Annotated in this window: 14 protein-coding genes; 7 read left to right on the top strand and 7 right to left on the bottom strand. The window is 32.7% G+C overall.

The window, feature by feature from the left end; translation table 11 throughout:
* The gene (locus tag Q1A73_RS06690) at positions 1-1,170 is read right to left on the bottom strand and encodes a DegT/DnrJ/EryC1/StrS family aminotransferase (protein WP_299603249.1); all 1,170 of its coding nucleotides are present in this window, start codon (positions 1,168-1,170) and stop codon (positions 1-3) included.
* A 144-nt stretch (positions 1,171-1,314) separates the two neighbouring features.
* The gene (locus Q1A73_RS06685; protein WP_299603248.1) at positions 1,315-3,123 is read right to left on the bottom strand and encodes a T9SS type A sorting domain-containing protein; all 1,809 of its coding nucleotides are present in this window, start codon (positions 3,121-3,123) and stop codon (positions 1,315-1,317) included.
* A 210-nt stretch (positions 3,124-3,333) separates the two neighbouring features.
* Between Q1A73_RS06685 and Q1A73_RS06680 the strand changes: the two genes are divergently transcribed.
* Positions 3,334-4,581, top strand: coding sequence for a glycosyltransferase N-terminal domain-containing protein (locus tag Q1A73_RS06680; protein ID WP_299603246.1), 1,248 nt, complete (start codon positions 3,334-3,336; stop codon positions 4,579-4,581).
* Here the strand turns inward: Q1A73_RS06680 and Q1A73_RS06675 are convergent.
* On the bottom strand, positions 4,578-5,234 hold the full coding sequence (locus Q1A73_RS06675; protein WP_299603244.1) for a DUF2461 domain-containing protein: 657 nt from the start codon (positions 5,232-5,234) through the stop codon (positions 4,578-4,580). The genes Q1A73_RS06680 and Q1A73_RS06675 overlap by 4 nt on opposite strands.
* Positions 5,235-5,341: 107 nt before the next feature.
* On the opposite strand from Q1A73_RS06675, the gene Q1A73_RS06670 reads away from it, so the two are divergent.
* Entirely contained in the window at positions 5,342-5,629 is a 288-nt protein-coding gene (locus tag Q1A73_RS06670; protein ID WP_299603242.1) for a hypothetical protein, read from the top strand.
* A gap of 79 nt (positions 5,630-5,708) precedes the next feature.
* Here Q1A73_RS06670 and Q1A73_RS06665 read toward each other — a convergent pair whose 3' ends face one another.
* The 4 genes from Q1A73_RS06665 to Q1A73_RS06650 are packed head-to-tail and all read right to left on the bottom strand — an operon-like array spanning position 5,709 to position 9,343.
* On the bottom strand, positions 5,709-6,323 hold the full coding sequence (locus Q1A73_RS06665; RefSeq protein ID WP_219006751.1) for a deoxynucleoside kinase: 615 nt from the start codon (positions 6,321-6,323) through the stop codon (positions 5,709-5,711).
* A 6-nt stretch (positions 6,324-6,329) separates the two neighbouring features.
* A complete protein-coding gene (locus Q1A73_RS06660) occupies positions 6,330-7,115 on the bottom strand; it encodes a hypothetical protein (protein ID WP_299603235.1) in 786 nt (261 codons plus the stop codon).
* A gap of 31 nt (positions 7,116-7,146) precedes the next feature.
* On the bottom strand, positions 7,147-7,827 hold the full coding sequence (locus Q1A73_RS06655; protein WP_299603231.1) for a response regulator transcription factor: 681 nt from the start codon (positions 7,825-7,827) through the stop codon (positions 7,147-7,149).
* Entirely contained in the window at positions 7,820-9,343 is a 1,524-nt protein-coding gene (locus Q1A73_RS06650) for a HAMP domain-containing sensor histidine kinase (protein WP_299603229.1), read from the bottom strand. Before Q1A73_RS06650 ends, Q1A73_RS06655 begins: the two co-directional genes overlap by 8 nt.
* A 128-nt stretch (positions 9,344-9,471) precedes the next feature.
* Between Q1A73_RS06650 and Q1A73_RS06645 the strand changes: the two genes are divergently transcribed.
* From Q1A73_RS06645 to Q1A73_RS06625, 5 genes are all read left to right on the top strand, one after another.
* Positions 9,472-10,194 carry a TlpA disulfide reductase family protein gene (locus tag Q1A73_RS06645; RefSeq protein ID WP_299603228.1) on the top strand — a complete coding sequence of 241 codons (723 nt, stop codon included), beginning with the start codon at positions 9,472-9,474 and terminating at the stop codon, positions 10,192-10,194.
* Positions 10,195-10,200: 6 nt separating this feature from the next.
* Entirely contained in the window at positions 10,201-11,019 is an 819-nt protein-coding gene (locus Q1A73_RS06640; protein ID WP_299603226.1) for a GLPGLI family protein, read from the top strand.
* A gap of 30 nt (positions 11,020-11,049) precedes the next feature.
* A complete protein-coding gene (locus Q1A73_RS06635; RefSeq protein ID WP_299603224.1) occupies positions 11,050-12,213 on the top strand; it encodes an aspartyl protease family protein in 1,164 nt (387 codons plus the stop codon).
* Positions 12,214-12,304: 91 nt separating this feature from the next.
* Positions 12,305-13,186: a GLPGLI family protein gene (locus Q1A73_RS06630; protein WP_299603222.1), complete on the top strand. Its 882-nt coding sequence runs from the start codon at positions 12,305-12,307 to the stop codon at positions 13,184-13,186.
* Between the two features lie 26 nt (positions 13,187-13,212).
* On the top strand, positions 13,213-15,951 hold the full coding sequence (locus Q1A73_RS06625) for a carboxypeptidase-like regulatory domain-containing protein (protein ID WP_299603220.1): 2,739 nt from the start codon (positions 13,213-13,215) through the stop codon (positions 15,949-15,951).
* Positions 15,952-15,970 lie beyond the last annotated feature (19 nt).

The raw sequence follows: 15,970 nt of genomic DNA, 5'->3' as shown, positions 1-15,970 counted from the left end.
TTATTTTGAGACAAAATCAATTACTGTTTTAGTAATGAAGTCAATTTGTTCGTCATCCAATTCTGTATGCATTGGTAACGAAATTACTTCTTGTACTAACTGATTCGTTACAGGGAAATCATCTTCATTATAGCGATCGTCTAGATAAGCCTTTTGTTTATGTAATGGTATTGGATAATATACACCGCAAGGAATTCCAGCTTCATTTAAATGGTTTACTAAAGCATCACGATCTGCATAAAGTACACGAAGGGTATATTGATGAAATACGTGGCAATTACAGGTGTCACAAATAGTATCAACTCCAGTTCCACAGCTATTTCCTTTTACTTTTGGGGTTACGATGTTTTCGATACCTTCAAAAGCTTTACTATATTTTCTAGCAGCTGCTCTTCTTGCATTATTATAAGAGTCTAAATTAGGTAGTTTAGCTCTTAGTACAGTAGCTTGTATAGAATCCAAACGAGAGTTTACTCCAACTACATCATGATGATATCGTTTGTACATACCATGATTTACAATACCTCTTATGGTATGAGCTAATTCATCATCATTGGTAAAGATAGCGCCTCCATCTCCGTAACATCCTAAATTTTTAGAAGGGAAAAAAGAAGTAGAAGAAACATGTCCAATAGTTCCTGTTTTGGCAACTTTTCCATCAGCAAACTTATAACTAGAACCTATCCCTTGGGCATTATCTTCGATCACATAAAGATTATGTTCATTGGCAATAGCCATAATTTCATCCATATTAGCAGCTTGCCCAAATAAATGAACGGGTACAATTGCTTTTGTATTCGGTGTTATTGCCTTACGAATAGCTTCTGGATTTATATTAAAAGAATCTTCTTCGACATCAACTAAAACAGGTGTAAGCTGCAATAAAGCAATTACTTCTACTGTTGCTGCGAAAGTAAAATCAGCAGTGATTACTTCATCTCCAGGTTTTAAACCTAGTCCCATCATTGCTATTTGCAATGCATCCGTACCATTAGCACAAGGAATTACGTGTTTCACAGCTAAATATTCTTCTAATTCCTTCTGAAAACTATGGACTTCGGGACCATTTATAAAGGCTGCAGATGAGATTACTTCCTGAATCGATGCATCTACACGTTCTTTTATTTGTTCGTATTGACCCTTTAGGTCAACCATTTGAATCTTCTTCATGAGATGTGTTTTGTAACTGGACGAAAGTACAAAATAATGAAGCCACTGCCAATGTGATCATACATTTTGATCCGTTTTTTATTAACGAATAAGCTCAAAATTGAATCCCACTGGCAATAGTCTTGGTATGAATGGCTTACATTTTTACTCCTTTACAAATTTTACTACTTTTTCCTTGTTGACTTGTAATAGATAGATACCTTTGGATAGTGATTGAAGATTATTAGAGATATCATATTTCGAATTTTGATTCGTAGGAATTACAAAATCCTTGATTCTTTTTCCACTTATATCATAAATTGCTAATGTAATTTGATCACTATTGTTGGGATATCCTGTTAGTGTTAAAATAGCTTTGTCTTTAACAGAGTTTGGAGTAATTGTTAAAGATTTTTCTGTTGTTATTGGTGTATTTATTTCTTCAGTATTCATAGATTTATAGACATCTCCAACTACAAATCCAGAAATAATACTTCTTTTAAAATTACCTTCGCTTTCAGAATTTAAAAATAAACTGTAAACCCCATCTTCTAGTCCTTTAGTATTAAAGTAAAAGCTTCCATTCTTTTTGCTAAAGCTAATTAATCGTGGATCATTTTCTTGCGCTACGCCATTTATTTCTGAAGTTTTTATAATCACACCACGAACTTCGGTATTTCTTGGTACTTGTTTGTCTTTTTGCTCTGCGATAATGTCAACTTTTAATATCGGAAATATACCTTTAGGTTGATGTTCTAACTTCATGGTAATTCCATTATTTTGTTTTATGAATGCGGCAAAGCGAGAATCACTTTTTAATTGTTGTTTGTTATTAGCTACAGTGATGATGGTCTTGTGCTCTTCCTGTTGTTGAGGCTTTAATAGTTCAGTCTTTTTTTGATTTTCTGAAGTACTGGTAAATTGAGCCTCAGCGTTTTCGTGAATGATCTCTGCCACTGCAAATGTTGAATTTTTATCAAGTACAATTTGGTCATACTCATTTTCGGAATGGATAATATAGTAATTACTGGTAGTAATATAATTATTAGAGATAGTCGAGTTAAGTGTATTGGGACTTCTTTGGGATCTATTTTGCAAATAGGATTTTACATAAGGCCAACTAAACTGTCCAAAGCTAACATCTAGATGATCAAAAAATGCACGATAATCATTTTTACGGAATACGTATTCTCCACCAGGCCTTAGGGTACTCGAATAAGGTGCCACGCCATCATTAGCTCCTTGTACAGGTAATAAAACACCTCCAGTTAAAGTAAAAGCTGCTCTAGCCAATAGATTAGATCCAGTGAAATATCCAGAAGCACCTAAGATGACAAATTTATCTGGTTCATTATTTTCATTATTGTCTAAATATGGTCGAACCACATCTCTACAATAATAAGTGGTAGAGGTTCTTGCTCCTTCATTAAGCCCTGTTAATCGCCAAGCCCAGTTTAGCCAAGGCATTTGAGAGATATCTGCCAAATATGTTCCCCAATAGGGCGTCCCTAAAGCAAAAACCTGAGATACTTGATTTTTCTTACCATATGCTATCATAGCTGCTTCTGCAGCTTTTCCTCCATTACTATGAGCAATGATAGTTACATCAGAAACATTGTACTTTGCAGTAACGATATCTATGGATTCTGCAAGTAATTCTCCATTAACCCATATACCACCTCCTCTTGTTGTAGCTACAAAAACGGCTTGATAACCTTCTTTATAGGTTTCTTTATAAAAAGAATTATCAAATAAAAATTGATTTTGATTCAGATCAATATAACCATGATTAAATAGGAGAACTTTTCCATTATAATTTGGTGGAGTAGCACCATAATGAATAGTGGATTTAAAAAGAGGTCCTATAAAAAAAGGATTTAGTTGATCTGGTTTTGGTAATTGTACTTCGGTAAAGCTTTGAGCAAATAACAAGGTACTGGTCAATAAGGTAATGAGCGTAATTTTTAATTTCATGGAGTTTGAGTTTGTGTGAATATTAATGTTAAATTAATAAAATTAGATTAATAATATTAACAAAAAATTAATTAAATTATTAAAAAATTAAATTAAATGTATTTTGTAATGATTTATGAAGAATTTCTATTACACTTTTTTGAAAATAGGATTTGACTATTTTTTTATAGGAAAGAGCTGTATTTTAGCAGCAGATAAAAACCTAGACTCTTGAATTTTTTATACAATGTTTTCATAGCTGTATTTAACAGTTTGCTTCCGATCATTGGATTGTTAAGCCCCAAACTCAAATTATTTGTTCAAGGCAGAAAAACAATTTTTGAGGTTTTAGAAAAACGTATAGAATCTGAAGATCAAATTATTTGGTTTCATTGCGCTTCTTTAGGAGAATATGAACAAGGAGTACCTGTTATGGAGGAATTAAAAAAGAAGCACCCAAACTATAAACTTTTGATTACTTTTTTCTCTCCTTCTGGATATGAAATTAAAAAGAATAGTACGTTGGCAGATATTATCACGTATCTACCGATAGATACTAAAAGAAATGCGAAACGGTTCGTTCAATTGGTAAATCCGAAACTTGCTGTTTTTGTGAAGTATGAGTTTTGGCCAAATTATCTGAACGCATTAAAAGTTAATGATACTCCTATTAGTATTATTTCTGCAGCGTTTAGAGAAGATCAGTCATTTTTTAAATGGTATGGAGGTTTTATGAGAAATGCCTTGCAAAAAGTAGAGCACTTTTTTGTGCAAGATACAACATCTAAAAATTTACTTGAAACAGTTGGGTTTACTAATGTTACCATAAGCGGAGATACACGTTTTGATAGAGTTTCTCATCAGATTGAAATGGATAATAAGGTAGATTTTATCTCCAATTTTATTGATAATAGAATTTGTATCGTTATTGGAAGTTCTTGGCCGGAAGATGAGGAAGTGTTTGTTGATTTTATAAATCAAGCTCCAAAAGATGTTTGTTTTATTGTTGCTCCGCACGAAATCAAGGATAGCGGTGTACAGAAATTGAGACAAAAGCTTACATCAAAGACTGTTCTTTTTTCCGAAAAAGAGGGGAAGAGCCTGAAAGAATATTCGATATTTATAATGAATACTATTGGGTATTTATCACGTGTGTATAGTTATGGTGATATCGCTTATGTAGGTGGAGCCATGGGTACTTCAGGATTACATAATATTTTGGAACCTGCTACATTTGGAATACCGATTATAATCGGACAAAATTTTGATAAGTTTAGAGAAGCAAAACAACTTCAGAAATTAGCTGGATTGTTCTCAGTTACAAACACTACAGAGTTTACCAGAATTATGAATAAGCTGATTGATAATAAAAAATTCAGACAGCAAACAGGAATGATCGCTGGTCATTTTATTAATAGTAATACAGGTGCTACTCATACCATAATAGAATACTTAAGTAAGAAACTAGAACAGGCTTAAACCGTTACTGCTTGGCGTAAGTATCTTCTAAACGGAAGCATTTCTTGATACACTTCGATTACTTTTTCTGTAAAACCTGGTTGTAGTACTTCATCTTGTTCCAGTTCATAGGCTACTGCAAATGTTTTCTTCTGCAATAGATTGATATATTCATGATCCATCGCATAACCTTTGGGTGCTTTGGTAAGGTTATTACCGTCATCATATAAATCACCAAACATGTTTTTAAAGCTTTTTTTATTGATAATTTTAATCAATTCTTCTCCATTGTAATCAATCGCTTCTCTAATACTATTTAAAACTTTAGTATCAGGACGCCAAAATCCTCCTGCCAGGACACATTGTGAAAGACCAATCTCTATATAAAAATCTCCTTGTTTAGAAAGCTGATCCAATCCAGCGCCAAAATGATCTTTATAAACAGGCTTGTTAGGATGAAAAAGAAGATTATTATTAATACGGCTAATACCTTTTTTACCAGAAGTCGGAAAATAATCTGGATCAATTTTTATAAGTTTTACTTCTACATCATCCAGCCAATTGATGAAAAAATTTCGTACTTCTTGATACCATTTTCGGTTAGCATCCATCCATTCTTTGTGATTGTTTTTTTGTAATTCTGAAAGAAAATGAAATAAGTCGCTGAAATTCATTATGTTAAAAAAATTAAGAATTTTTGTGAAAACATTACCAAGGTAATAGAAATAGTGGGATTAGAATACCGTTATACCCATATAATAACAACTAAAATTTTTTTATTATGAAAAAAGTAATGTTAGCCTTAGCGTTTTTATTTACTTTAAATGTAATGTTTGTTTCTTGTAGAGATACAAATAAAGAAACAGAAACTACGACTGAAGAAACCAGCGAAGTACAAAAAGAGGTAGAAACTTCTATAGAAGAAGCTAAAAAAGACGCTGCCGAAGTTGAAAAAGAAGTAGAGCAAGCAGTAAAAGAAGCTGGAGAAGAAGTAGAAAAGTCTTTAGAAAAAGCAGTTAAAGAAGACGATTCAAATACAGAAAATGAAGGTGGTGAACAAACATCTTAAAACCTGTTAGAATAAAAGAGACTTACTGAAGTAAGCTAAAAAAGAAAGACCTTTCTAATCGAAAGGTCTTTTTTTATTTTTAGAATAAACCGTTTAATTCTGCATCAATACGGTTAATAATATTTCCGAGATCTTCAGGGTTATCTACAAAGTTTAGATGGTCAACATCTACAATAAGTAAATTTCCTTTGTCATAACCATGTGCCCAAGCCTCATAACGCTCATTAAGACGACTTAAATAGTCAATGCTGATAGTGTTTTCATATTCGCGTCCCCGTTTATGAATTTGGGCCACTAGATTTGGTATGCTACTTCTTAGATAAATCAACAAGTCTGGACCTTCAACAACACTTTCCATAAGGTCAAATAGTGATCTGTAATTTTCAAAATCACGATTGGTCATTAATCCCATGGCATGAAGGTTAGGTGCAAAGATATATGCATCTTCATAGATCGTTCTGTCTTGTATGATATCTTTTCCGCTTTCTCGTATTTCAAGAATTTGTCTAAAACGACTGTTTAAGAAATAGATTTGTAGGTTAAAAGACCAACGCTCCATTTTGTTGTAAAAATCTTCTAAATAAGGATTTTCTAAAACATCTTCGAATTGAGGTTCCCATCGATAATGTTTGGCCAATAATTTAGTTAGTGTTGTCTTTCCGGCACCAATATTTCCTGCAATGGCTACATGCATAGTTGATTAATTTTTTCGGGGTGTTAGGTCAAAACTGTAAATCGTACTTTGTTGGTAAATATAAAGGATTTCATTAGTAACATGAAACTGTTTTATATGAATTTCCGGAAGATTTATTTTTTCGATTTCTTCCGTCTTCGTTCGATAATAATACAAACCATCTTCTTTTTGAAGAATTAAATCGTTATTAATAATCTTTATATTTTGATATCCTTCGTTTTGTATCTGACTTAATAAGCTTCCATAAATATTATACTGAGTTAAGGTTTGATCCGTAAGAACCCAGCAGTAATTAAAGGTGCTTTGTAACGATTTTGGAAGTTCATTTAGAGGTTGTGTCGTAACCAATGTTTTTTCAGAAACAGTATTGAAAATATCCAGTTGTTGTGTATTGTTATCAAAAATCCAAACACTGTTATCATTGGCTGGAGTCATTAAAGAAACATTTTTAAACTCTGCGATAGTATTAAAATTTACACGATCGATTTCTGATAGATACTTGTCTACTGTAACTAATGTATTCGAGGTTTCATAGAATAATACAATTTTTAAAGGATTTAAAATAGATACTTGGGTAAGTTCACCCAAAATAAAATCACCAAATTGCCATTCTTGATTGTTCCATTTTTTATAAAAAATATTTTCTTTTTGATAATAAATAGCACCAAAAGAATCTACACCTAAAAATATATCCGCATTTAAAGAAATAGAATCGTTAAGGGTGACATTTCTTTGTGCGAAACTGATTTGTATAGATGCAACTAGAATAAAATACAGAAGAATTTTTTTCATGAATCAGCAAAGTACAAAAATAAGACCAGTTTTAACAAACTAACTTATACCCAAAACCTCGTACATTAATAATCTGAATAGCATCATCCTGTTTTAATTTCTTTCTAAGCTTAGTGATAAATACGTCCATGCTTCTACCATTAAAGAAATCATCATCTCCCCATAATTTCTTCAAAATCATAGAACGATCCAATACCTGATTTTTGTTTTTGATTAAATGGAAAAGTAAATGCGCTTCTCTATGAGTTAGCTGATGAGATTCATCCTCGAAAGTGAGTGTTTGTTTCGGGAAATCAAAAGTATACTTACCTACAGTTAGCGCTTCCGAATTTTGTTGTGTTCTGGTTCTGTGCAACAGATTATTAATGCGAACAATTAACTCTTCCATGCTAAAGGGTTTTTTAAGATAATCATTACCGCCAATCGTAAATCCTTCTACCACATCTTGCGTTTGCGATTTTGCAGTAAGAAAAATGATGGGAATCGTATCGTCCTCCAATCTAATTTCTTTTGCCAAAGTAAATCCATCTTTTTTGGGCATCATCACATCTAACACCAATAATTTAGGGGAAATAGAAGAATATAAAGCGTAGGCTTCTTCACCATTTTTAGCGAGATGTACTTTAAAGTTTCTTGTTTCCAAACTTTCCTTTATGATCTGACCTAAAGAAGGTTCATCTTCTGCAAGTACGATTTCAACAATATTATCCATTGGGTAGTGTTATCTTAAAATTAGTATGACCTTGATCTAGTAGTAAAGCAATGGTTCCTTCGTGTTTTTCGATAATGGTTTTCGTATAAAATAAACCAATACCAAATCCTTTTACATCATGGGTATTCCCTTTAGGAACTCGATAAAATTTTTCAAAGATTCTATCTTTCTGAGATTTCGTAAGAGAAGTACCATTATCTTTTATCTCTAAAATAATATTAGGATTGGTGTTTTGTAAAGAAACTTCAATATGATCACCACCATATTTAATAGCATTGTCAATAATATTATTAATAGCATTTTCAAAATGAAATGGATCTACCTTTTTCCAAATATTGTTATGTGAACTCTCAAAATTTATTTCCTTTTCACTAGTATTAGCTTGATATCGACTAATAATAGTTTGCGTTAAATCCACTAAGTTGATTTCTTCAAGGTTTAGTTCCAACTCATCACTATTAAGAGTAGCAGTTTCTAATATTTTTTCTACCATAGTGTTCAGTTTTCCTAACTGATCAGAAGACATTTCTACATATTTTTTTGTTTTTTGTGGATCATTTTCTGTATTAAAATTTTGAATCCCCTCTAGTGCTGCGCTAATAGTAGCGATTGGCGTTTTAAATTCATGAGTAATATTACTAATCAAATCATTTTTTAGTTCTGCCAATTGCTTTTGATGATTAATAATTCTGAGTAGATATAATAAGCATCCAATAACAGCCGCTACCAGAAGAAAAGATAATACGATACCAATCAGGTTTTTCTTTAGGATAGGAAGTGTCGTATTTGTAAAAGACATTTCTAAAGAACTTCCTCTGGGTAAGTAAGAAGATTTCGTTTTGGTAGTTAGATCTGACCTACTTATGATGTCAGGATTGAACACATATGAAGCTCCTCTTTTATCCTGAAATGTAATGCCGTAAGAGATGCCTAGTTTTTTGCGCTGTAATTGATCTGCAATTATAGTATCTAAAGTTTTTAAGTTTAACGAATCTTCACTAATCGAGATAATGATTTTTGAGGTTAATTGTTCGAAAGCTTTTTGTCTGGATGTAAATATCTTAGGTAGGTTTAGCGTATCTGTATATTCTAAAATCTCTAAAGTATCTGGACAGGGACTGTTTTTACAAGGGTTGATACTATTCAAACGATCCATGCTATCTACAGAAATACCTCTGTAAATTTTAATGTCGCTATGATCTAATCCTTCAGAAAAAGTATAACTCTTAAAGTCAACAGTGCCCGAATCTATTTCTTTAAGCAAACTTCTAAAACTATTTTGTTTGAGGAAAGAATTGATATTAGAGGAATCTGAAGAAAACCCAATAGTATTTTTCTCTGCTAAGTCTGTGTAATATTGATCTACAGCATGATCCAAACTTATTTGTACTTCATTGATTAATTGTTGTTTACCAGCAACATAGTTTTTGAAATTCCAGTAAACCTGGATACTTAATGTAACCAGAATTACAAAGACAATAAAGTATAAGATATTTTTATAACGATTCTTTTGCATACCCCAAAAATAGGATTCTTAAATGATATAAAATGAATCGGTTAACACTCGTTAACACTGGTTAACGGTTTTGTTTGCATTAGGTTTTCATCTTTGTGATGTACAAATCATATAAAACTAAAATGTAAATGAAAAAACCAATCGTACTCTTTATTGCAATATTGACGTCAGTAATGATTCAAGCGCAATCCAATTATTATAGAAATGCCAATGGAGATGTGTTTAATGAAGCTGAATTAAAAGAAGCAGAACAAAAAATAGCTGATAAAATTCATAAAATCAGTGAAAAAGCAATTGTGGAAATTGAAATTAAAGATACTAGTTTCAAGAAAGATTCCATTATCCATGATTTTGGTTTTCATGTGAATCTTAATGGTTCGACAACAACGAAAAGTAAGTTACATTCATTAAAGAATAAAAAACTACCATACGCTTCTTTAGTAGGATTATCTGGAGATCGATTGTATACCAGTGAATTAGAAGGGAAGCCTACCTTATTAAATTTTTGGTTTACGAAATGCAAACCATGTATTGATGAGATGCCAGAACTAAACCAATTAAAAAAAGAGTACGGAGATCGCATCAATTTTGTAGCGGTTACTTATGAACCTAAAGAAAAAGTTGAAGCATTTTTACAAAAGCACAACTTTGATTTTATTCAGGTAGTTGACGCTCAGGAATATATTGATACTTTAGAAATACAAGCTTTTCCTAAGAAAGTACTCCTAGATAAAAACGGAGCTATTAGTTATATCGCAAATGGAATTCCCTATATCAGAGATGAAAATGGAGGGATGAAAATGGGAGAAGCCACAGAATTAAAAAATAAATTAGAAACCCTTTTAAAATAAATAGACATGATAAGACTTATCATTATTGTTACCTTATCCGTAATCGGAAGTGTTACTGCTCAAGATTTTCAAGGCATTGCTACCTACAGTACCGATAGGAAATTAGAAATACAATTAGACAGTACGCAAATAAACTCTGAAATGCAGAAGCAAATTCATGAAATGATGCGCAAACAGTTTCAGAAGGAATATACTTTACGATTTAATAAATCTGCTTCGGTTTATAAAGAAGAAGAAAGTTTAGGAGCACCACAGCCAGCTTCAGGAATGCAAATAATGGTTGCAGGATCAGGAGCTTCAGATATTTTGTATAAGAATACAAAAGATGAAAAGTTTGTTGCGCAGAGAGATATGCTCGGTAAGATGTTTTTGGTAAAAGATACCTTAACTCATTATAACTGGAAACTTGCTAATGAAACCAAAAAAATAGGAAATTATAATTGCTATAAAGCTACAATGACCAGAACTCAGGAAATTATAAGAGAGTTAAGAGTAAATGACGATGAAGAAAAGTCCGAACCAGAAACAAAAGAGATTGAAGTAGTGGTTTGGTATACACCAGAGATTCCTGTGAATAATGGTCCGTCTAATTATTGGGGATTACCAGGATTAATTATGGAAGTGAATGATGGTGATTTACGAATTTTGTGTAATAAAATAGTACTTAATCCCAATAAAAAAATAGAAATTGAAGCACCAACCAAAGGTAAAGAAGTCACCGAAACCAGATTTGAAGAAATCATGCGTAAGAAAATGAAAGAAATGCAAGACAGATTGCCAAGGCGAGATGACGGTAATAGTATAGAAATTAGAATAGGAGGATAATCATATAACATCAATCAAAACAATCAAAAAATGAACAGGATTTCTTTTCTAATGGTTTTATTATACACGTTTTGCGTTCAAGCTCAGGTAACAACCATACCGTTTGAAGAAGACGGACTCGTTTTTATCAACGTAAAAGTAAATGAGCACGAAGAATATTTGGATTTTGTGTTTGACACAGGAGCGTCTATTGGAGTTTTGGACAGTACTGTAGCAAAATCCCTGAACATAAAATCCAACTATTCTCAGAGCGCACAAGGAGCCAATGGTTCACAAACCTATCATATTGCTACTAATCAAAGCTTAAAGGTAGGGGATGTGGTATTTTCAAATTCAAATCTGGTTCTGGTAGATTTACAAAAGCTTTCTCAGCGATCAGGTAGAAAAATTCAAGGAATTATAGGTTACGATGTTCTAAAACGGTATCAAACGCGTTTCGATTTTCAGGCAAATACAATTATATTATATAAGCAAGAGGATCAAATTTCTGAATTGGATACGTTTACCAAAATTCCAATGAGATTTGATGGTACTCCGATACCACAAATGGAGCTTACTTTTACGCTAAGAGATGGAAGTACGAAAACTGGGAACTTCTTATTCGATAGTGGTGCTAATATGAGCTTATTGTTTAATACACCGTATGCATTACAGCATGATCTTAAAAATCGAACAGGTAAAACAATAAAAGGTAAAGCAAGAGGACTAAATAAATCTACTACTTATACCAAAGGGACTATTGAAAACTTGTCTTTAGAGGATTTTGAGTTCACTGATATTCCGATTGATATTTCAGAAGGAAAGGAAGGTGTTTCTGCTTCTTCTAGTTATACTGGGATTTTAGGAGCCAAAATCATCAACCGATTCGATATGATCTTAGATTATAAAAATCAACTATTCTATCTAAAACCCAATTCAAAATATAATACACCTTTTGAGTTCCCTACCAGTGGAATTGGCGTCGAAAAAGTGTCGGATAAAATCCTAGTGAGTTATGTGGCAAAGGAAAGTGAGGCATATCAAAAAGGTATTAGAGAAGGTGATGAATTAATCAACATTGATGGATATGACGGTAAAGAATTGAATGAATGGAAAAAGCATTTAAAACAAGATCAGAAAGAAACAACCATCCAAGTAAAAGATGCAAAAGGCAAAATGTATCAGGTAGTGATTTTACTAAAGCGAATGATCTAAAAGTGAGTAGTTGTTTTTTAGGATTTAATTAACTTTTATGGATTAAACCGTGTAGAGATATCATAGTCTTATCATTTTAAAACTGCCTATTATGAAGACAATAAGTACACTGGTTGCCGTCTTAGTAACCTCATTAACAATCGCACAAGACTTTCAGGGAAAAGCGTATTATTTTAGTAAAACAGGGATGGATATGAATTTTGGCGGACGCCAACTTTCGGAAGATCAGAAAAAAGCAATCGCCGAAAGAATGAAATCTGCTTTCGAAAAAACATTTATACTCACCTTCGATAAAAGTGCTGCTACTTATAAAGAAGAAGCACAATTAGAGACCACAGGTGGAGGTGGAAGATGGGGAGCTATGCTATCAGGTTTTACTTCTAATAATTATTATAAGGATGTAAAAAAAGGAGAGTATTATGATCAAAGAGAATTTTATGGTAAAAACTTCTTGATCAAAGATTCCTTGCAAACCTACCAATGGACCATGGTAAATGAAACCAAAAAAATTGGGAATTATACTTGTTTTAAAGCTGTTACAACTAAGAAGGTTAGTGAAGTTATGGATTGGAGAGCTATGAGACGAAAGGCTAGAGAACTTAGAGATCAAAGAGAAAAGGGATCTGGTGATCAGGCAAATGCAGGTGATGCACCAGAACGACCAGAAATACCTGATGAGATCGAAGTAGTAGCTTGGTATACTCCCGAAATCCCTATCAGTCAAGGTCCAGGATCGTACTGGGGATTGCCGGGTTTAATTTTAGAAATTCAGGAAGGTAGAACCACATTATTATGTAATAAAATAGTGCTAAATGCAGAGGAAAGAGAAGAAATAAAAGCACCAACAAAAGGGAAAGAAGTTTCGCAAGCCGAGTTTGATGAAATCACGAAAAAGAAAGTCGAAGAAATGATCGAACAATTTAGTACACAACGACGCGGAAGAGGAGGATTTGGCGGAGGAAGAAGAAACTAAATTCTTTAAAAAATTAATCAAAAAACATGAAACAAAATATACTGTTTACCATTTTATTGGTAGGGATGACTATGTCCGCTCAAAAAGTACAAATTACAGGATTTGTAAAAGATTCTGTGGGAAACCCATTAGAAATGGCTAATGTAATTGCCTACAAAAAATCAGACAATGCCATGACAGCTTATGGTATTACCAATAGCAAAGGAAAATATAGTTTATCCGTACCAGTCAATCAAACCTATCTATTAAAAGTTAGTTTTATAGGGCTTTCTGCAAAAGACAGAACTATCGAGATTACTACAGAAGATGAGCAGATAGATTTTCAGATGACTTCCGACGAAAACAGTTTGGATGAGGTAGAAATTGTATATGAAATTCCGGTAGTAGTTAAGGGCGATACGCTGGTGTATAATACGGATTCATTTACTAATGGAAACGAAAAAAAATTAGGAGATGTATTAGATAAGCTTCCTGGAATAGAAGTCAATGATGACGGAGAAATTGAAGTAGAGGGTAAGACAGTGTCTAAAGTAATGGTAGAAGGCAAAGATTTTTTTGATGGTGATTCTAAGCTAGCTACTAAAAACATACCAGCAGATGCATTGGATAAAGTAGAAGTATTACGTAATTATGAAGATGTAGGTCAATTACGTGGATTGAGAAATAACCAAGATCAGGTAGCAATTAACATAAAGCTTAAAGAAGGGAAAAAGAATTTTTGGTTCGGAGATATAACCGCCGGAGCAGGAGTAGGCGACACAGAACGTTATCTGATTAAACCAAAGCTGTTTTATTACAGTCCTAATTACAGTATTAATATACTCACGGATTTTAATGATATTGGAGAAGTTCCTTTTACACGAAGAGATTACTTTAATTTCACAGGTGGATTTAGAAATTTAGGAAGAGGAGGAACATCCTTTAATATTACCAGTGACGATCTAGCTTTTGCTGTTTTACAAAATGATCGGGCAAATGAAATTAATACTAAGTTTGGAGCTGCTAATTTTAGCATGTCCGCTAGTAAAAAATTAGATATCAGTGGATATGGTATTGTGAGTAACACCAAAACGGATCTGATTACTAATACACGAAGAACCTATATTGACGATACACCAGATCCTACAGATAATACGATCGAAGAAACATCCGATGTGGCACAACAAAGAAGTACATTAGGATTATTAAAGCTTAGTGCTAGTTATAAGCCTAGCGAAAATTTTAGATTGGATTATGATATATTCGGAAAATTATCAGATCAGCAAGAAGATGATACCTTTATTTCAGAAAGGGATAATATTTCTGAAGATATCAATGAGCGTTTAGAAAATACTCCTTTTTCGGTACAACAAAACCTAAATGCATATTATACGTTGGATGCTAAAAATATTTTTTCTTTTGAAGCGCAACATTTATTCCAAGAAGAAGATCCTTTTTATAATGCCATACGATCTGAAATACCTTTTAGAGGAGTTTTTACGGCAATCAATGATCCTTTAGATCCAACCTCAGATACTTTTGATCCGCTAGAAGAATCAGACCGATACAATATCAATCAGCAAAAAACTGTACAAACCAATAAGCTAGATGCTAAACTGGATTATTATTATGTACTAAATAAAAAGAGTAATCTAAATTTTACCTTAGGATCTACGCTAAGTACTCAGAATTTTGATTCCTCTATTTTTCAAATCTTAGATAATGGTGATCAGAATACTTTCGATACTGAAGAGTTTTCGAATGATGTAACGTATAACTTTAGAGATATTTTCGCAAGTGCTCATTATAAGTTTATTACGGGTATTTTTACCTTCAATCCAGGAGTGAGTCTTCATAATTATAATCTTAGAGATGAGCAATTAGGTACCACCATTGATCAAAATGAATGGCTGGTGTTACCCGACTTTTTCGCATTGGTGCAGTTTAAGAAAAGTGAAAGCCTTCGTTTTAATTATTCTATTACAGCTAACTATACGGATATTAATAATCTGGCAGAAGGATATGTGTTTAATAATTATAATTCCTTATCACAAGGAAACAGAAATTTAGAGAATGCTTTGTATGATAACTATTCGCTAAACTACTTTAGTTTCAATATGTTTAATTACACCAATATTTTTGCTCGATTGAGTTATAGCAATAGAAGAAACCCTATAAAAAATACAAGTGTAATTACTGGAATTAATAGAGTAAACACACCAATTAATTCTAATCTTGCCGATCAGATTCTAACAGCCAATGGTAATTTTACCAGAACTTTTGGTAAGATCAAAGGGAATCTGAGTGCAGTACTAAGTTGGTCTAGTTTTAATAATATTGTCAATGCGTTGCCTAGTGAGAGTATTAGTCTTACCCAAACCTATCAAACAGAATGGTCTACTAACTTTAGAAAAGGGCCTAACTTTGATTTAGGATATAGTATTACTGTGAATGATTATGATAACAACGGAGCCGAAAGTACTTTCTACACGAGCCGACCATTTGCTCGATTAGATTGGACGTTTGCTAAAGGGTTTTTACTAAAATCATCCTACAGTTATTACAATTATAGCGATACACAAACTACCTTAAATGAATATAGCTTTTGGGATGCAGAATTGTTCTATCAAAAACCCGATAGCAAATGGGAGTATAAGTTTTGGGTAACAAATATTCTTAATACCGAAAGTATCAATCGTGATAGTTTCAACGAACTGTTTAACAGTACTTCTAGCTACGTTGTGCAACCTAGATATTGGTTGCTTAGCGTAAAATATAATTTGTAATCAAATTACTTTAATCATT

The sequence above is a fragment of the uncultured Aquimarina sp. genome, assembly GCF_947492115.1.
Classification (GTDB): domain Bacteria; phylum Bacteroidota; class Bacteroidia; order Flavobacteriales; family Flavobacteriaceae; genus Aquimarina.
This window is presented reverse-complemented; position numbering and strand designations above follow the sequence as displayed.